Below are 18,633 nucleotides of genomic sequence, written 5' to 3' on the forward strand. Positions count from 1 at the left end.
AGGCTTTTGCGCATGGCCGACTTTGATAGTGTGTACCGATCAAAAACTCTTCATTCATTACCTGCATGGAATTTAGTGGATGTTGATGCTGTACTGGTCTTATCTTTTGGGGGACCAGAAGGGCCTGAACAGGTTCTACCTTTTTTGGAAAATGTCACACGCGGCCGCGGTATACCACGTGAGAGGTTGGAAGAAGTTGCTGTTCATTACCATCACTTTGATGGAGTAAGCCCGCTCAACCAACTTAACCGTGAGATCGTTGCCAATATTGAGGCCGAGCTGCAAAGCCAGAATCTCTCTATACCGGTCTACTTTGGTAATAGAAATTGGCATCCTTACGCCAACGACGTTGCTGAAGAGATGTCGCGGGTAGGACACCGCAAAGTTATAGTGTTTGCAACTTCTGCGTGGGGTGGTTATTCAGGGTGCCGCCAGTATGGAGAAGACCTGATCAAATTGAATCAGCATCTCGACGCCGTGGGGCTTCCACAGCTGGAGTTTGTAAAAGTTCGGCAGTTTTTTGACCATCCCAGTTTTATTACTGAAGAAGCCGAGGTTGTACAGCAGGCATTCGAGCACTTTGGGGTGAGCGCTGAAGAAGGAGAAAAGCAGGGGATAAGGCTTGTTTTTACAGCTCATTCAATTCCGCTGATAGCTGATGAGACCTCGGGCATCGATACTGATGGAAATCTTTATTCACGTCAGATCGCAGAAGCATCGAGGCTTGTCGCAGATCGCCTCGGGGTCCAAAAATATGACGTGGTGTGGCAGTCGGCTTCAGGAAACGGAAAAATCCCTTGGCTCGATCCAGACATCGTAGATCACATTATCGACCTTCATTCTCAAGGCGTGAACAAAGTAGTTGTCTCCGCCATCGGCTTCATCTCAGATCATATGGAAGTGGTCTGGGACTTGGATAATGAGCTCCAGGTCGAGGCGGAGAAACGTGGTATCGAAGTGGTCAGGGCAAAAACCGTCGGGCACACTAGTACGTTTGCGTCGATGGTTGTCCAGCTTTTTCATGAGACTCTCAATCCAATGTCCGCTCAACACCTTGGGAGGGTTCCGTCGAGAGGCTGTTCCTTTAACGGAGCAGCCTGCGAACCGCAGTGTTGTCAGCCCGCTAAACGCCCCCATTCATGAACCGCATAGTTGACAGCCGTCATTCGAGCTTCCCGTATGTGTTTGCCAGGCTTAGGAGCTGCTGGTCAAAGGGATGATCGCCTAAAACATCTGTGACGGTCTCCATAATCGCTGTCACTCTATCTGCGCGCGCGATGAGTTTTGCTGCCCTAGGAGCGATAGCATCGGGAAGTCCAGGCGTTTCATAAAAATCGTTGAGCATGCCGACCGTAAGCCGCGGGTCAGCTAACTCGGAGTTGCGCATACCGCTGGACTGAATCAGCTCAGCAGCGGTTCTGGTTGCCTCGGTCAGCAGTCGATCGGCATCCCCCGGAGTTAGATAAGAAGAGGAAGGAAGGGGATCGGAAACCGCAAAGGTTTCCCACGTAGTAAAACCGTTGATCTCTTTCCAGCGTGGAACCAAAATGTGAGTGTGAGTCGACAATCCTCCTGTAATCACGATCGCACCTCCAGCTTGCTGCGCGCATGCCGTTGCTTCATGGTGCGCAGGTAGACCCACGGGTGTACCAGGCCCGTCAAGGACGATTCTGAGTAAGGGTTCTCCAGAGAAAGTGTCCACTAATGGTTTTGTGATTTTCTCAGCGTTTGAGCTAATTCAAAGAATCCAATGTCTCCATCCCCTAGGCGGTGTGGCCCTTCAAGGTTATTAAGCGCCTGTTCGGTGTGGTCATAGGACTCATGACCATAGAGCCATGCGGCGATCCATAACGCCGTATTTTGTAGCGGTGAATAGACATGTGTGCGGATGTTCATAACTGAAGTGAGTTTAGCGAATACTCTAGGTCTATGAGCTTTACTGACCCTTATTCCGGGAATATTCTTAACGGGCATTCTCGCCAGCAGCGACCATCTTTCCCCCAGATTCCGGCAGAGCCGGGTCTCGTCGTAGAAGTGTTGGCTGACGGTTTCGTAGGCGCCGTAGTCAATTTTGAGCGCACATATGATGGCGACTTTATCCGGCTTGAAGACCGACACGGGCGAGAACGAATCTTTAAAATGCGCGAAGGCACGTTCATGATAGATGGACAAAGAGTTTCCTTAACTCGTTACGTGCCTAAAACGGCCGAGCAGCGGTCTAATTCGGGCTCGCGGAGAGTGAAAAACGTGGAAGCCAAAGTAGCTGCGCCTTCAAGGATCTGGGTAGAAGGCATTCATGATGCAGCAATTGTAGAGAAAATTTGGGGACACGATCTCCGCGTTGAAGGGGTGGTGGTTGAGTATCTGGAAGGCCTAGACAACCTGCCTGAGCGGTTGGAAGAATTTCAACCGCAGCACGGACGCCGAGTTGGCGTTTTAGCAGATCACTTGGTCACAGGCTCTAAAGAAATGCGATTGACCTCTTCTGTTGGCCCGCATGTGCTGGTTACAGGGCATCCGTTTATAGACATTTGGGCTGCGGTGAAACCTGAGCGACTTGGACTCCGTGCTTGGCCAGAAGTTCCCTACGGTGAAGACTGGAAAACAGGAATTTGCCGCCGCGTGGGGTGGAGTGATCCTAAAGAGGGCTGGAATCGCGTTTATAACGCAGTGAGTTCTTTCCGCGACGTTGATTCTTCACTCATTGGTGCGGTTGAAAGGCTGGTTGACTTTGTGACCACTCCAGAGCTGAGTAAAGAGGATCTTGCTTAATCCTTAAAGTTTTCAACCGATTGAGCACTGTTTTTCAGTATGATGGTGGTGTGGCAGCTTTGATTTGGTTAATCGCAGGTATCTCACTCATCGGTTTGGAATTGCTTGCTGGTGAGTTGACCTTTCTTATGCTCGGTCTTGGGGCTTTAGCTGCGGCTGGAGTCAGTTTTGCAGACGTGCCCCTTTGGGTGGAAGCGACAACCTTTGCCGCCACATCTATCGCTTTTCTTTTTGTCCTTAAACCAGCTCTTAAAAAGAGGCTTTATAAGCCTGCTGCGTTGGATACGTCCGCTCGCGCTCTCATCGGATCTGCGACTGAGGTTATTGAGCCTATAACGGGAAATGGCGGGCAGGTTCGATTCGACGGATCCATATGGTCTGCGCGGAGCCTTGACCCGGGACATCATTTTGAACCGGGGCAATCGGTCACAGTAATAGAAATTGACGGTGCAACAGCAGTCGTCTGGAAGGACGCTTAGGTGTCTCTTATTTTTTTGGCGGTGGTGGTGGTCTTTGTTGCCCTGCTCATCGCAAAATCAATCGTCATTATTCCCCAAGGTGAGGCAGTCGTCATCGAGCGTCTTGGGCGTTATACAAAGACGGTTTCTGGCGGAGTAAGCCTCCTTGTTCCCTTCATCGATCGCGTTCGGGCAAAGGTGGATACAAGGGAACGCGTTGTGTCTTTCCCGCCTCAGGCAGTGATTACGCAAGATAACCTGACGGTTGCTATCGATACGGTGGTGACCTTCCAAATTAACGACGCTGCTCGCGCCATCTACGGGGTAGATAATTACATCGTCGGCGTTGAACAGATATCGGTAGCCACGCTTCGCGACGTAGTAGGTGGCATGACCCTAGAAGAGACCTTGACATCGCGTGAAGTTATTAACCGGAGGCTGCGCGGCGAGCTGGACGCTGCTACCACCAAATGGGGTCTGCGCATCAGCCGAGTTGAGCTCAAGGCCATTGATCCGCCACCATCGATCCAGCAGTCGATGGAAATGCAGATGAAAGCTGACCGGGAAAACGCGCCATGATTTTGACTGCAGAGGGTCGTCGGGAATCAGATATCCGTACTGCAGAGGGTGAGAAACAGGCTAAAATTCTTGCTGCAGAAGGCGAAAAGCATGCGGCCATTTTGGCAGCTGAAGCTGAGCGTGAGGCTACCATTTTGCGGGCGGAAGGCGACAGAGCAGCGAGGTATTTGGAAGCTCAAGGTGAAGCTCGGGCAATCCAGAAAGTTAACGCAGCAATTAAGTCGGCTCAGGTAACCCCCGAGGTCTTGGCTTAGCAGTACCTGGAAAGCTGCCTAAGCTTGCTGAGGGCAAAGCATCGACTATGTGGATGATCCCGAGCCAGTTTGGCGATTCTCTTGAACAATTCGCTAAAGCACTGGCTAAGAAAGACGATGATGGAGTTTTCCGGTACGAGAGCAGCGAGGTAGATCAACGCAGTCTCGACGTGGCGGAGGAAGATCACCATGAGGATTGGTTTAAAGCCTCATCGAATCCGGAAATCGAGGCAGCAGTAGCTGCAGCGAATAAGCCCGTGGACGAGCCCACGAGTGTTATGAGTTCTTCTGCAAAAGAAAAAGCAAGTGGCCAACCTGCAATTGAGCAGAAAATTCCTAGTCAGTCTGATGATTTGCTGTTAGATAATCCAGAAACTTTAGCGTAGCCACAAAGAAAATAAGCCGTTGCCTCCTCTTACTGAAGGCAGCGGCTTTTCGCATTAGTCCGAGATGCCCCTAAGTATCTTCTCGGTTTGCTCGCTTAAGAATCTGTATGGCCAGTCGGTATCCAGAGAGTTCTGCTTGCCAGCCAGCTGCTTGTAGTCGCTGGCTCATTGCTTGTTTTGATATCCCTAATTCTGCTGCGGCTTCGTTTTGATTGAAACCCGAACGCATGAGGCTTGTTGCTTCTCGTCCCTCGGGCGTCCGACGTGAGAGAACATAGTTGATCAAGGAAAAAGCTGATTGGATGGAATCTGCCCAATTTTTATCATGTTTGACTTTTGCTTTGATCGTGCCACCGCGTGCGCGATTGCCTAATGCCGTGGCTGCTAAGCCGAGAGCATCGTCTCGTGTGGCAGTGGGGGAATCGAGCACGCCTATCCCTATCGTCCAGTCGCCTCCAGCGATGAGCGCCATGACTGTGTCACAGGCGGCTTCGGCTGTTGTGATAACAGACGCCATGTCTTCTGCTCCAACAACCGTAAACTCATCCACTCCTTTTAGCGTGCTTAACGCTCGTGCGGACTGTTGAACGAACTGAGCGCGTCGGCGCTCTCGTCCACGGTATCGCGCATGGATAGCGAACAAGATACTTCCTTATAAACTATAAAAATAAATGAAGGTTAAGGGGAAGATGACCTTCCCCTACAAAACTATATGGATATGAGCATAGCCTATCTACCGGCGCGTTTTAACCGGCATGCGGGCGTCGATAAGCAATCCTAGAATGCCTAAGAATGCAAGCGAAGCTGAGAAGAGAAGAATTTTCGCATCTGCGCCGCGCAAGATGGAGTCTCCCAGAATAACAACCACGATGGTGCCGGGAGCAGAACCGACGAGCGTAGCTAGAGCGAAACCAAGAGGCGGAACTGCTGTCAGGGCAGCGACATAGTTCATGATGGAAAAGGGGACTCCGGCGATCATGCGCAATGACGCGACAGCCAGCCATCCCCGGTGGCGTAGGCGCTGGTTGATTCCAGAGACCGCTGGGTGAGTCAGTCTGGGTGCCATCCATTCGCCTAAGAGTTTGCGGATGATGAGCAAAGAGATGACTGCGGAGGCTGTTGTACACGTGAGTGCAACGATAATCCCTTTGATGGGACCGAAAAGAATTCCTGCGGACAAGGTGAGAAGAGTGCGTGGTATCGGAAACTGGGTGATCCCGATGTATAGAAAAGCGAACAAAATCACAAAGGCGCTACCGGCATCATCTGCCCACGACCTGAGCGTTTCTACGCTGGGGACATCTACGAGGATTGTAATGAGAATAAAAGCTATCCCTAGTGCGAAAACGCTAATATTCTTAGCTGCACTCCATGACTTAATAGTGTTTAATCCATCACGAAAAATGCCCCAAGCAAAGTTAAAAAAACTGTTCACGAGGCTTTACCTTAATGCCCGATTCCACCCATTCGGGAAAAAGGCCACAGAAAAGAATTGATGCGGACTACACTTAGAGCTTGTTGTGAGGCATTAGGTGCTTTAGGTGATCTGGTGCCCAGCGCCACGACATATCAACTCAAGACACAAACGGAGCTTGGAGCTTGCCCCTTTTCCAGGAGCAAACCTCAAGCCCACAAATGTGAGGGGAGTGGGTCCCACTCGTGACTGACACACGATTCGCCCAAACCGAAGAATTTGAAGCCCAGCAGCAGGCTTGGTACAAGGCTGTTGCCAAGGTTTTTGCCCGAGTACGTAAACAAGACGTCGCCGATATACCGCTTGATATCTGGCGCAAGCTGATTCGTACAACCTATGACGGAATCAACGTTAACCCGCTGTATAACCGTGTTGATGAACTCGCTGAAGTCACTCTTCCTGGAGTCTTCCCGTTCACTCGCGGTGCACGCGGCGCAGGAGCTGAAGAAGGCGTTGGTTGGGGAGTGACCGAGTCTTTCGGTCCTTCCGCTTCGAATGAACAGCTTTTATCTGCGTTAGATAACGGTACGACTGACATCGTTATCTACGGCACTGAGGGCGTCGAAAAGCTGCTGAAGGGAGTACTTTTCCAGTACGCTCCAGTGCGGCTTAACTCGGGTGAGGCCACTGCCAGCGTGGCAGAGGAACTTTATAAGCTTGTCGACGCCCAGGATGCTGACCCCAAGCTGATCGAGCTGGGAGCTTCTCCGCTTTCTTCTTGGATCGATGGATCTGCCTCTGTTGACCTGCCCACTGCAGTGTCTTTGGCCGTTGGTGCAGCAGAACGCAAGAATACTCGTGCCATCCTGATTGATGCTGTTTCTTTCTCTAATCAGAGTGCTACGGATGCACAAGAAATCGGTTTGGCCCTTGCCGCTGGAGCTCAGTATCTCAGGGAACTCACCGCAGCAGGCCTGAGTGTCGCTGACGCACTCGATCAGCTGTCCTTCCGCTATGCGGTCACCGATGACCAGTTTGCCCAGATCTCTAAGCTACGCGCCGCACGTACCCTGTGGGCACGAGTTGCGGAAATCGTCGGTGCAGCAGATCACGGTAGCGCCCCGCTGCACGCTTTGACTGCTCCAGTCATGTTCTCTCAGCGTGATCCATGGGTCAACATGCTGCGTTCGACGGTTGCTGCTTTTGCCGGTGGCGTTGGCGGTGCTCATGATGTTGAGGTGCTGTGCTTTGACTGGGCAATTCCAGGTGGCCTTCCTAAGATTTCTCGCCCATTTGCGCATCGTATCGCGCGTAACACCAACCTACTTCTTCTGGAAGAGTCCCACCTAGGCCATGTTATCGATCCGGCTGGCGGTAGCTACTACGTGGAGAAACTCACCTCGGAAATCGCCGAGAAAGCGTGGAAGGTTTTCACTGAGATTGAAGCTCAAGGTGGTTTCACCGCAGCCTTCGAATCCGGTGCGCTTACGTCCATGTTGGATGAGGCCCACGAGGCAATCCGAAACGACATCGCTCATCGCACTAAGAAGATCACTGCGATTAACGAGTTCCCCAACCTTGCAGAGGCTCCGCTTCCCGCAGAGCTGCGCGTGGAACCAACCCACGTTCGTCGCTGGGGCGCGCAGTTTGAGGCATTGCGCAACCGCTCAGATGCGTTCATGGAAGTTCATGGGAAACGCCCAGCAGCGGCGCTTATTCCACTAGGCCCACTAGCCAAGCACAACATCCGTACAGGGTTTATCACCAACCTATTGGGTACCGGCGGTATTGAGGCCCTCAACCCCGGTCAGGTCACGCCGGGAACCCCCGAGTTCGAGCAGGCAGCACATTCGGCTTCTATTGCCGTGATCTGTGGAACAGACGCGGAATACGATGCCTCTGGTGCAGAAGCTTTTGCTGCATTGCGCGAAGCAGGCGTTGAGACCATTTTGCTGGCTGGCTCACCAGGGCATGATTTCGAGCCGGATGATTATTACTTGAACCTCAAGATCGACGCAGGCGCTACGTTGACTAACCTGCTCGACAAGTTGGGAGCATAAGCACAATGAACACCATCCCAAATTTCGCTGAGTACTCTGCAGCCGCTGAGACAAAAGCTGCGGACAACGCTGATTCTTTGCGCGAACAAGTATGGACCACCCCAGAGGGCATTGACGTCCCGCGTGTATTTAACCGCGACGATCGTGATGATTCAGTCCCGGCTGAACAGCTGGATTCTTTCCCCGGCATGGTTCCTTTTATGCGTGGCCCCTATCCCACCATGTACACCAACCAGCCATGGACAATCCGCCAGTACGCGGGCTTTTCCACGGCCGCCGAGTCCAATGCCTTTTATCGCCGTAACCTTGCCGCTGGCCAGAAAGGCCTGTCGGTCGCTTTTGACCTAGCTACTCACCGTGGCTACGACTCAGATAATGAGCGCGTTGTCGGCGACGTCGGTATGGCAGGCGTGGCCATTGACTCGATTCTGGATATGCGAGAACTATTCGCCGGTATTGATCTCGGCAGGGTTTCGGTGTCCATGACCATGAACGGCGCAGTTCTTCCAGTCCTGGCTTTTTATATCGTGACTGCAGAGGAACAAGGAGTTGCTCCTGAGCAACTGGCCGGAACTATTCAGAACGATATTCTGAAAGAGTTCATGGTTCGTAACACCTACATTTATCCGCCGAAGCCGTCCATGCGCATCATCTCAAATATTTTCGAGTACACCTCGATGAAGATGCCGCGGTTTAACTCGATTTCGATTTCTGGCTACCACATTCAAGAGGCTGGAGCTACGGCAGATCTTGAGCTTGCCTACACGCTTGCAGACGGAATCGAATATATTCGTGCCGGTAAAGACGTCGGACTGGACGTGGACAAGTTTGCCCCCCGTCTCTCCTTCTTCTGGGGTATCTCCATGAACACGTTTATGGAGATCGCAAAGCTGCGCGCGGGACGCCTTTTGTGGAGCGAACTGGTTGCCAAGTTCGACCCGAAGAACCCTAAGTCGCAGTCTCTGCGTACCCACTCGCAGACCTCAGGTTGGTCCCTGACTGCGCAGGATGTGTACAACAATGTGGCTCGTACGGCGGTTGAAGCCATGGGTGCCACACAAGGACACACTCAGTCGCTGCACACCAACGCTCTCGACGAGGCCCTTGCGCTACCGACCGACTTCTCTGCACGTATCGCGCGTAATACCCAGCTTCTTTTGCAGCAGGAATCTGGAACCACAGCTCCAGTCGACCCATGGGCTGGTTCCTATTACATCGAATGGCTGACAGAACAACTCGCTGAGCGAGCACGTGCTCACATCGAGGAAGTCGAGGCCGCAGGTGGCATGGCCCAGGCAACCATCGAGGGAATTCCGAAGCTTCGCATTGAGGAATCTGCTGCTCGTACCCAGGCACGAATTGATTCCGGGCGTCAAGCGCTCATCGGCGTGAACAAGTACGTTGTTGAGGAAGACGAGCAGATTGAAGTCCTCAAGGTTGACAACACGAAGGTGCGCGCTGAGCAGATCGAGAAGTTAGCTAAGTTGCGTGCAGAGCGTGACGAGGCTGAAGTGAAACGCACCCTTGACGCTTTGACAGAAGCTGCCCGCATGGAGACCAAGAAGCCAGGCGATCTGGATCATAACCTCCTTAAGCTCGCGGTCGACTGTGCTCGCGCAAAATGCTCAATCGGTGAAATCTCGGACGCACTCGAAGATGTTTTCGGCCGTCACGAGGCAGAAATCCGTACGCTATCTGGCGTATACAAGGAAGAAGTCGGAAAGGAAGGTGCTGTGGGGAACGTCGATAAGGCTATCGCTATGGCAGACGCCTTTGAAGCGGAAGAAGGCCGCCGCCCGCGTATCTTCATAGCCAAGATGGGTCAGGATGGACACGACCGTGGTCAGAAAGTCGTTGCTTCCGCTTATGCCGACCTTGGCATGGACGTTGACGTCGGACCGCTCTTCCAGACTCCTGCAGAGGCGGCACGGGCTGCAGTAGACGCCGATGTCCATGTCGTTGGCGTGTCGTCTCTAGCTGCAGGTCACCTCACCTTGGTACCTGCGTTGAAGGAAGAATTGGCAAAGCTCGGTCGTGAGGACATCATGATTGTTGTCGGTGGTGTGATCCCACCGGGTGACTTCCAAGAGCTTTACGACGACGGTGCTGTGGCAATTTACCCACCAGGTACCGTCATCGCAGAAGCAGCGATCGACATGCTGACTAAGCTGTCAGCAAATCTTGGCATCGAGCTTCAGGTCGATGAAGCTTAGTTAAACCATGCCAACCTCGTCACCGGTCGCTCTTGTGCGCGGCCGGTGACGTCGTTTTCGACGGGAAGGATGAGCCATGACTATGGACAATGAATACCTCGAGCATCACTTAGGTTCCCTCATGACCACTTCGGGAACAGACCTAGGGGAAGCAACATCGGTTCCTCCAGAGATTGTTAAACGCGCCCGCCGTCGTATAGACGTGGATGAGCTCTTTGAAGGCGTTCGTCGGTGTGACCGCACCCTTATGTCACGCGCAATTACGCTGCTGGAGTCGACAGCCGCAGCACACCGCGTACTGGCGCAGGAACTACTGGTTAGGTTGCTGCCCTTTAGCGGAAAAGCACTGCGAGTGGGAATCACTGGTGTTCCGGGAGTCGGCAAATCGACTTTCATTGAGGCTCTCGGGATGAAGTTGATCACTGAGGGCCATAAAGTCGCGGTGTTAGCTATTGATCCTTCCTCGACCAAAACCCGAGGCTCTATCCTTGGCGATAAGACTCGAATGGCCAAGTTAGCGCGGGAAGAGAACGCGTTTATCCGCCCATCACCGTCAGCAGGAACGCTAGGTGGCGTGGCCAAAGCTACCCGGGAATCCATGGTGGTCTTTGAAGCCGCTGGTTATGACGTCATCCTCGTGGAGACCGTGGGCGTGGGGCAGTCAGAGGTAGCGGTTTCTCAGATGGTGGATTGCTTTACCTTTTTGGCACTTGCTGGCGCTGGGGATCAGCTCCAGGGAATTAAAAAAGGTGTCCTGGAAATGGCTGATCTCGTCGCAATCAATAAAGCCGATGGCCCCAACCTGAAAAACGCCAAGCGTGCTGCTAGGGAACTGGGTGCTGCGATGCGGATGGTTCGCCAAGAAAGCGACTTGTGGCACCCTCCAACCATGACGATGTCTGCGGTGGAACATGAAGGGGTGGAAGAGTTCTGGGATCATGTCCAGGAGCACCACAAAGTAATGCTGGACTCAGGCACTTTCGAGCACACCCGCAGAGAGCAACAAGTCCAATGGATGTGGTCGATGGTGCACGAGACGCTGTTGCAGCGATTGAACGCAGATCCTGAGGTTAGTTCTGTCCGCAAACTCGTGGAGACGCAATTACGACAAGCTCAGATAACACCAACCCTTGGTGCAGAAAAGATTCTTCGGGCTTTCGATCGCAGAGACGAGCATTGATACAGCTGCCTACCAGGGATGTGGCCTATAGTCTTTGAGGAAGCAGCCATAAAGATCGACCCCATTTTCGCCTTGGACTATGGGGTCGTAGACCCTGGCAGCACCGTCGACTAGATCAAGCGGTGCTCGGAAGCCTTCGTCAGCGAGACGTGTCTTTGTTGTGTGCGGGCGCTCGTCGGTAATCCATCCCGTATCTACGGCGGTGACCAGGACACCATGCTCGAACATTTCGGTGGCCGTGGTTCGCGTCAACATATTGAGCGCCGCTTTAGCCATGTTTGTGTGAGGATGGCCTGGTCCTTTGTATCCTCGGCCAAAAACTCCCTCCATGGCAGAGACATTGACCACGTATTTTCGACGCGCAGACGATGCCTCTAAAGCTGGGCGGAGCCTGTTAAAGAGGATGAAAGGCGCGGTGGCATTGCATAGCTGAACTTCCAGCATTTCTACAGGATCTATATCTCCGACTTTCGCTACCCAAGAGTTATGGTTGACCAAGTCGGGGATAAGACCGCCTGCGTCCACGCCGTGGGAGTCATTCCCTGCACGCATCGCCAGTGCCGCTATGCGCTGAGCATCGTTAGTGTCCAGGACTCCGGGGCTGTCCATGAGGCTTTGGTGGTTTTTCTTGTGCTCCAAAGACTCCGGATGAAGATTCGTTGCGACACCCAGTTCAAGAAGCTACATCATTCTGCAGCCCGCTAAGCGGCTGTGCTTCCGCGGACACCAACCCTGAATATGCTCCAGGCGATCTCCGAACGGTTTGGGCAGCATTATTGATAAGGATGTCTAGCGGGGATTCTCCTACCATGGCGGCAAGCTCCTCGACGCGTGCCGGGGGTTGCGCAAATCAATCCCTACGATGCGCAAGCGCTCAAGCCACTCGGAGGAGTCTGGTATTGCGGTAAACCTACGGACAGCGTCCTTAGGAAAGCGGGTAGTGATGGTCAGATGGGCGCCGTCGCGAAGCAATTTAAGCGCTATATACATGCCGATCTTTGCGCGTCCACCAGTCAAGAGTGCTCGCCTGCCTGTCAGGTCCACGCGCTGTTCACGGCGCTGCCGATTATCACTGGCGCAGTCCGGGCAGAGTTGATGATGGAAGGAATCGACCAAGGTATATGGTTGCTTGCAAATATAACAGTTATGCGATTTGTTGAGTCTTCCGGCAAACCCATGGGGTGTGGCTACCGCGCCGACTTCAAGCGGGATGGGCTTTTGGCCTTGCGGGGCAATGAGAAGGTCCGCTGTTTCATCGTCAATCCGGCGAGGGTTGGCCGTTGCAGTCGCGGCAAGCACTTGAGCGTCGGCAAGCCTTCTTTGCTGCTTTGCGACGCTCCTGCGGTTCTTTTTTACCGTCTTAAAAAGCTTGCTCACAGCGTGATGCAACGTGACAGCCTGAGGATGATCTTGGGGCAAGTCGCCGGCTTCTTTTAAGACTCGTAGCGCAATATCCAACTCGTCTGGATTGATGTCGGTCATTTGCTCTACTTTATCGTCGCTAGGAAGATCGGCCTATAATCACGCCTCCTGAAACCATAAAAGGCCAGGAAATGCCGTTTTTGGTCAGTACAGATAACGGATCGCACTGTGGGGAGAATAATACGTCGCGCTGGGTATAGGACATCAGGTACTCGTCAAAGGGCGGGAGCTGGATTTGGAGTTGCAGAGCGGCAGTGATCTCGCTGTCTGAGACATTGTTTTGCCAGCTCCCCATAAATACGTCGGGGGAGACTTCTAATAGAGCGCCGGAGTCGACCGCTTTTCTAGCTTCACGACGCACAACGGTCTTAGGCAACGTAGACCACCATGCGCAATCGGCTATGTGATCTGGGCCGCGGGTGGAAAAATAGTTGGTTACTAACGTTTCAATGCTTGCATCCCGATTCACGTCACAACCGGCAGTATCGGCGCGGATAAAAGTATCATGGTTACCTGTCTTAGCACCTTGGATGAGGTCGCCGGTACGGCCTAAACGGCGCATGACGTTGGACAACAGGGCAGAATCAATCCCGAGGTGGTCTCGTAGTTGCTGGCGGCTATGTGGAGTGACGCAAAGCTGTATGGTGCGTTCGAGGATCTCTGAATATTCTTGTTCTGTTATCCCAAAGCGCTGAGCGGAAGACTCAATAGTTCCCAAACCGCGCTTGCCTATAGCGGCTACAATCCACGCGTTATCTTTGTGGAGGAAATGAAGTGTGCCGCGTTGTGACCATGTACGGATAACCTCATAATTTTTCAGGCAATCGTCCAAATGGCTTTGTATGGTGCCGGTATACAGCTCGTGCACTCCAGTACGCACCGCCAGGCCCTGCAAACCACCGGCATAATTTTGTCCTTGAGTAGCCATCATCTGAAAAGCTGCATCCGATAGTGCCTTGGGCTGGGGATGCGCGTCGCTTGGGCTGAGATAATGGGCAATCATTCGCCGTGCGCGGATTTCCTCATCGTGCATAACTAGAAAGCTTACCTACTAGAATTCAGGACCGATATTGTGCCCAGCTATGCGGATGAGCCTAGGCAAAGCCTTTTCCCACGCCATTTGTCAATGAGCCATTGGTCGTGGCTAACTATCACTAAAGTTCCGGCCCATTCAGAGATTGCATCTTCAAAGGCTTCGATCGTGTCGAGATCGAGGTAGTTAGTCGGCTCGTCGATGAGGAGTATAGCCGGCTGCTCAGCAACGGCAACAGCTATCTGAGCGCGCCGTTGATTGCCCGCAGACAGTGCTGGCACCGGGGTATTCCACATGGAGGGATGAATAATTCCTGTGCCCATCTGGCCGATACCTTCATTCCATACGGTTTCTGTGAAACCGGGATCGCCTTGCTGGGGGAAACGTTGCGGGATCAGCACTAGCCGATCATCTCGTGTAATCGTTCCGCTTGCATCACTATGAGCCGTAGTTGGTGGAGTTCCAGCAGCAATCCAATTCACCAACGTGGATTTTCCTGCTCCATTGGGTCCTGTGATCAGCAGATGTTCCCCGTGCATGAGATCAAAGGTTACTTCTTGCAGACGGTGAGGCAGTGTCGCATTCCGTGCAGATACAGCCACTCCCGTCTGTGCTGGTGCGTCGGCAAAGTCTAGGCGCAAGTCATAAGTGCGTAGTTTGCGAACCTCCCGGTTACTTAAATCATCGAGGCGTCGGTCATCATTACGTATCCGGCGCACTGCGGTGGAAGCCGCACGATCCGAGTAGAACTTGCGGGCCATGCCTGTCGCAGTTTTCATATGAGAACCGCCCTGAGCGATGTTTTGGCTGGTGGCTCGGTGCGCTTGAATTGAGCGTTTTTCTACCTGCTGGCTACTGTGTAGCTGCTTATGTGCTTCACGTGCCTGGGTTTTAGCAACAAGATAATCAGAGTAATTGCCCTGACATCTGTATGCACCAGGAATTGCGTCTAGCCCTGAGGCCGTCGCCAGTGCTTGCCAGGAAGCTATATCTAAGTCGTAGATGACCGTGGCTACTTTATTGATAAAGGCACGGTCATGGCTCGCTAAGATCACTGGGCCGGACCAGTCCATAAGCATCCGCACTAAAAAGTTACTGCCATCCTTATCAAGGTGATTTGTTGGCTCATCGAGCACCAAAACGTCTGGTCGCGACACCAACAACGCAGTTAGCTCAAGACGCACGCGCTGGCCTGGCGACAATGAGCTAAGGTGCCGTGATCGTCCAGCACTGGCTAGCTGTGGAAGCCCCAAGCCAGCAAGAGTTTCATCGATACGTGCATCGATTGACCACACATCTGGAGAGCTCATCTGGGTGAGCAAAGAGTCATATTCGCTTGCTAGCGTTGGGGTCATTGGGGGAGCTGGCTAGACCAGTGGTCACCTCGTCAAACCGCGATGAAAGAGCATAAAGGCCAGATAGCGCATGGTTGAAGAAGTCTTCGACGGTGGTGTGTTGCGTAGCGACCTTGAAGTTAAACGCATGTGACCGGCTGGCATCATGTGCCGGGTGCATAATGATGTTCCCGTTATCTGGAGTGATGTCTCCAGTGATGAGTCTGAGGAGGGTCGTTTTCCCGCAGCCGTTAGGCCCTACGAGGCAGGCGCGCTCGCCAGCGCCGATATGCAAAGAAATATGGTTAAGAAGTGGACGTGAGTTATACGCAAAAGTGACGTCGGTGAGTTCGACAGAAGTCATAGTTGATCTCCAAGAGCAGGGCAACGGTGTAAACGTCTCAGCTCAGCTGAGTAGAGATCAAATCAACATCGGAACGATAACCTCACACATTCGTTTTTATTCGACTTAAAGTGGATGAACCTAGCTTAGCCGCAATATACCTACATACCTACGGCGCTGCCATGCGGGATCTTGCTCGGGGAGATGAGCAACAGGGAAAATAGTAAAGAAAAACGGAGGTAACAATCTCTTTCGATTTTGTTACCTCCGTTAATACACATTAACTATTTGTGCCCGAGGGGGGACTTGAACCCCCACGTCCGTTAGTAGGACACTAGCACCTCAAGCTAGCGCGTCTGCCATTCCGCCACCCGGGCCGGGTAGTGCTTCCAGCCGCTTGGCTGTTGACTCGCTTAACTATATGAGCGACTCAATAGATAGGCAAATCGGCAGGTCACAATGGGTAAAAACATTTAAATGCATATACGTTGGCTTCTTCTACGTCACCGATCCGGTTATGCGGCGCGTCATCTTGAGCACCGTCGTTGCCATTGCTCTGCACGGTTATTGTGAATGATTGCACGGAAGGAAAATATTGTGCGTAAACAAAGCCATCTATGCCGAACCCAAGCTATCCGCGATCTAGATCACAACACAATGGGGTCAAAAATCCGTACAGTCGAACCCATAAAACCATTGCACCGGCAATATATACAGCAACATGAACAAACGGTGCTGTCGCTTACGTGAGGGTCTGTGAGCGATGCGATCAGCTTTCTATCTGCGAAAGGTTGAGTCTATGAAAAAGCTTGCTAATGATCCGCGAAAGGTTGTTCAAGAAGCCATCGATGGATTTGCTGCCGCCCACAAAGACATAGTTTCGGCACACAGTGATCCTCTATACATCACGCGTGCTCAGCTAAAACAAGAAGGAAAAGTAGCTCTTATATCTGGTGGCGGTTCTGGCCACGAGCCCCTGCATTCCGGTTTTGTCGGAGAAGGAATGCTCGATGCCGCGATACCGGGACCAGTTTTTACTTCTCCAACGCCAGATCCCATCGTGGAGGCCACAAAGGCAGTCAATCGAGGGGCAGGTGTGGTGTACATCGTCAAGAACTACACAGGCGACGTTTTGAACTTTGATACGGCCGCAGAACTAGCAGAGCTTGAAGGCATAGAGGTGGTCCAAGTAATCGTGGACGACGACGTAGCTGTTGAGGATTCTCTCTACACAGCGGGTCGTCGTGGGGTAGCCGGAACCATGTTGGTGGAAAAGCTTGCTGGAGCAACAGCTGAACGCGGGGATTCATTGGAAGAAGTCGCCGCTGTGGCTAAAAAAGCAGTAGAAAATGTTGCTTCAATGGGGGTTGCACTGTCGGCCTGCACGGTCCCTCACGTAGGAAAACCGTCGTTTGATCTTGAAGAAAACGAGATTGAGATCGGAATCGGCATTCATGGGGAGCCCGGTCGACGAAAAGTTCCGATGAGCGATGCCGACTCAATCACCGACCAACTTATAGACCCCATTGTCCACGATCTTCAGCTCCTCCGCGGAGAACGCGTTATCGCCTTGGTCAATGGCATGGGAGGGACTCCTTCGTCGGAGCTTTATGTTGTCTACAGGCGGGTTCAAGAACGTCTGGATGAAGCTGGAATCGTTGTAGAACGCGCGCTCGTGGGCAACTATGTGACGAGTCTTGATATGCAAGGCGCATCGGTCACCTTGATGAGGGTTGATGAGGAAGCATTAAAGCTTTTCGACGCCCCCGTTAATACCGTTGCTTATCGTAAAGGAATATAACCATGGATTTCCTCACTGTTGATTGGGCCAGCGATTGGATTAACCGATGCGCCATCGCAGCAAAGGAACACCGCGACGAGTTGATAGAGCTTGATCGCGCTATCGGTGATGCGGACCATGGGGAAAATGTCGATCGTGGTTTTAGTGCTGTCCTGGAGAAGCTAGACGGTCAGGAGGTGACAACGCCTTCTGAGGTTCTCAAAATCACCGCAGCGACACTCATTTCTACCGTCGGGGGAGCTTCAGGGCCGCTGCTTGGAACCGCTTTTCTGAGAGCGTCGAAAGCGATTAAAGGAAAAGAGAAACTAGATGCTGAAGCCATAGCTGGCCTTATCGACGGTGCTTTGGAAGGCGTCACAGCTCGCGGCAAGGCCACCACAGGGGAGAAGACCATGGTCGATGCATGGAGTCCCGCCGCCAGCGCCGCAAGAGACGCAGTGAATAACGGCGCTACAGCTGCTGAGGTGCTTGTTCGTGCAGCTGAATCTGCCGAGCAAGGAGCCGAATCGACTATCCCCATGATCGCTACCAAAGGTCGGGCCTCCTACCTAGGCGAACGCTCTGCAGGGCACAAAGATCCCGGCGCGACGTCTTCCGCATTATTCCTCAGAGCCGCAGCGGATGCTGCAAAGGAGTCAGCAGCTTCATGAGCAAACAAAAAGTGGGGCTTGTCCTTGTCTCCCATTCGTCCTCGTTAGCGGCGGGACTTTGCGAACTTGCCCAGCAAATGGCTACTGACGTGGCTATTGTTCCGGCAGGCGGGCGCGACAATGGCGGAATAGGTACTTCCTATGACCTAGTGGAAAGCTCAGTCGATGGACTTTTAGATAAGGGGCTTGAGGTTCTTATCCTCACTGACTTGGGTTCGGCAACGATGACGGTAGAGACCCTATTAGACTTTTACGATGATCAGCCCGTGGCTTTTGCCAACGTCCCCTTTGTAGAAGGCACAGTTGCCGCTGCGACTGCAGCACAACAGGGTGATTCTTTGTATGCGGTCATCAAGGCTGCCGCCTCTGCGGTTTCCTTGTTTGCACCGGAGCCTGTTACGTCTGTTGAAGAGCCAATACCATCTGGAGAATACGGGCGTCGGGTTACTGTGGTTGATGCAGCAGGCTTGCATGCACGCCCCGCTTCTATCATTTCTGAGATCGCATCGGAGGCCGAGGGAAGCATACACGTGAACGGGGCAGACGCTGCGTCCTCTTTGCTGCTTATGTCCCTTGGTATCCGTCAAGGTGAAACTGTCACGGTTTCAGGTTCTCCTACGGATCGCGCGTTTATCGATGCTATTGCAGAAGCCATAGAACGAGGACTGGACTAAAAAATTCAGGCTTGTCGACGCCACCGGGGTACGCAGGGGCTATCTCAACTATAAAAGAGA

The 18,633-nt window shown here is 52.7% G+C and carries 14 protein-coding genes, 1 tRNA gene and 3 pseudogenes; 10 read left to right on the plus strand and 8 right to left on the minus strand.

Translation table 11 applies throughout. From position 1 onward, the window contains the following. Window positions 1-12: 12 nt before the first annotated feature. Complete coding sequence (locus ET810_RS03475; protein WP_134315908.1) at window positions 13-1,143, plus strand: ferrochelatase; 1,131 nt, start codon at window positions 13-15, stop codon at window positions 1,141-1,143. Here the strand turns inward: ET810_RS03475 and ET810_RS03480 are convergent. After that, a pseudogene (locus ET810_RS03480) lies at window positions 1,116-1,896 on the minus strand (hypothetical protein). The gene ET810_RS03475 and the pseudogene ET810_RS03480 sit on opposite strands and share 28 nt — an antisense overlap. Window positions 1,897-1,929: 33 nt before the next feature. On the opposite strand from ET810_RS03480, the gene ET810_RS03485 reads away from it, so the two are divergent. The 3 genes and pseudogenes from ET810_RS03485 to ET810_RS03495 all read left to right on the plus strand — a co-directional run bounded on the left by ET810_RS03485 (window position 1,930) and on the right by ET810_RS03495 (window position 4,449). Beyond that, the gene (locus ET810_RS03485; RefSeq protein ID WP_087453995.1) at window positions 1,930-2,772 is read left to right on the plus strand and encodes a DUF3097 domain-containing protein; all 843 of its coding nucleotides are present in this window, start codon (window positions 1,930-1,932) and stop codon (window positions 2,770-2,772) included. Window positions 2,773-2,822: 50 nt separating this feature from the next. Next, a complete protein-coding gene (locus ET810_RS03490) occupies window positions 2,823-3,251 on the plus strand; it encodes an NfeD family protein (RefSeq protein ID WP_087454887.1) in 429 nt (142 codons plus the stop codon). Next, a pseudogene (locus ET810_RS03495) lies at window positions 3,252-4,449 on the plus strand (SPFH domain-containing protein). It abuts the gene before it with no gap. A 70-nt stretch (window positions 4,450-4,519) separates the two neighbouring features. Here the strand turns inward: ET810_RS03495 and ET810_RS03500 are convergent. Then, window positions 4,520-5,092, minus strand: a complete 573-nt coding sequence (locus ET810_RS03500; protein ID WP_134315907.1) for a MarR family transcriptional regulator — start codon at window positions 5,090-5,092, stop codon at window positions 4,520-4,522. Between the two features lie 90 nt (window positions 5,093-5,182). Beyond that, window positions 5,183-5,884, minus strand: coding sequence for a TVP38/TMEM64 family protein (locus ET810_RS03505; protein ID WP_087453993.1), 702 nt, complete (start codon window positions 5,882-5,884; stop codon window positions 5,183-5,185). A gap of 224 nt (window positions 5,885-6,108) precedes the next feature. On the opposite strand from ET810_RS03505, the gene ET810_RS03510 reads away from it, so the two are divergent. The 3 genes from ET810_RS03510 to meaB all read left to right on the plus strand — a co-directional run bounded on the left by ET810_RS03510 (window position 6,109) and on the right by meaB (window position 11,316). Further along, window positions 6,109-7,923 (plus strand): methylmalonyl-CoA mutase family protein, encoded by a 1,815-nt coding sequence (locus ET810_RS03510; RefSeq protein ID WP_134315906.1) that lies wholly within the window; start codon window positions 6,109-6,111, stop codon window positions 7,921-7,923. A gap of 5 nt (window positions 7,924-7,928) precedes the next feature. Then, window positions 7,929-10,136, plus strand: coding sequence for a methylmalonyl-CoA mutase (gene scpA, locus ET810_RS03515; protein WP_087453991.1), 2,208 nt, complete (start codon window positions 7,929-7,931; stop codon window positions 10,134-10,136). Window positions 10,137-10,212: 76 nt separating this feature from the next. Beyond that, window positions 10,213-11,316 (plus strand): methylmalonyl Co-A mutase-associated GTPase MeaB, encoded by a 1,104-nt coding sequence (gene meaB, locus ET810_RS03520; protein ID WP_087453990.1) that lies wholly within the window; start codon window positions 10,213-10,215, stop codon window positions 11,314-11,316. A gap of 9 nt (window positions 11,317-11,325) precedes the next feature. Here the strand turns inward: meaB and ET810_RS03525 are convergent. From ET810_RS03525 to ET810_RS03540, 5 genes and pseudogenes are all read right to left on the minus strand, one after another. Continuing rightward, window positions 11,326-12,798, minus strand: a pseudogene (locus ET810_RS03525) (SDR family NAD(P)-dependent oxidoreductase). A gap of 19 nt (window positions 12,799-12,817) precedes the next feature. After that, window positions 12,818-13,771 (minus strand): DNA glycosylase AlkZ-like family protein, encoded by a 954-nt coding sequence (locus ET810_RS03530; RefSeq protein WP_087453989.1) that lies wholly within the window; start codon window positions 13,769-13,771, stop codon window positions 12,818-12,820. 47 nt (window positions 13,772-13,818) lie between these two features. Further along, on the minus strand, window positions 13,819-15,081 hold the full coding sequence (locus ET810_RS03535) for an ATP-binding cassette domain-containing protein (RefSeq protein WP_225870091.1): 1,263 nt from the start codon (window positions 15,079-15,081) through the stop codon (window positions 13,819-13,821). Window positions 15,082-15,097: 16 nt separating this feature from the next. Next, window positions 15,098-15,469 (minus strand): ATP-binding cassette domain-containing protein, encoded by a 372-nt coding sequence (locus ET810_RS12410; protein ID WP_225870092.1) that lies wholly within the window; start codon window positions 15,467-15,469, stop codon window positions 15,098-15,100. A 270-nt stretch (window positions 15,470-15,739) separates the two neighbouring features. Beyond that, window positions 15,740-15,825 (minus strand) — tRNA-Leu (locus ET810_RS03540). Between the two features lie 422 nt (window positions 15,826-16,247). Between ET810_RS03540 and dhaK the strand changes: the two genes are divergently transcribed. The 3 genes from dhaK to dhaM are packed head-to-tail and all read left to right on the plus strand — an operon-like array spanning window position 16,248 to window position 18,573. After that, window positions 16,248-17,249 (plus strand): dihydroxyacetone kinase subunit DhaK, encoded by a 1,002-nt coding sequence (dhaK, locus tag ET810_RS03545; protein ID WP_087453988.1) that lies wholly within the window; start codon window positions 16,248-16,250, stop codon window positions 17,247-17,249. 2 nt (window positions 17,250-17,251) lie between these two features. Next, window positions 17,252-17,899: a dihydroxyacetone kinase subunit DhaL gene (gene dhaL / locus ET810_RS03550; RefSeq protein ID WP_087453987.1), complete on the plus strand. Its 648-nt coding sequence runs from the start codon at window positions 17,252-17,254 to the stop codon at window positions 17,897-17,899. Next, window positions 17,896-18,573 (plus strand): dihydroxyacetone kinase phosphoryl donor subunit DhaM, encoded by a 678-nt coding sequence (dhaM, locus tag ET810_RS03555; RefSeq protein WP_087453986.1) that lies wholly within the window; start codon window positions 17,896-17,898, stop codon window positions 18,571-18,573. The genes dhaL and dhaM overlap by 4 nt, the downstream gene beginning before the upstream one ends. Window positions 18,574-18,633: the final 60 nt, after the last annotated feature.

The organism is Corynebacterium silvaticum, assembly GCF_004382825.2.
In the GTDB taxonomy this organism is placed as follows: domain Bacteria; phylum Actinomycetota; class Actinomycetes; order Mycobacteriales; family Mycobacteriaceae; genus Corynebacterium; species Corynebacterium silvaticum.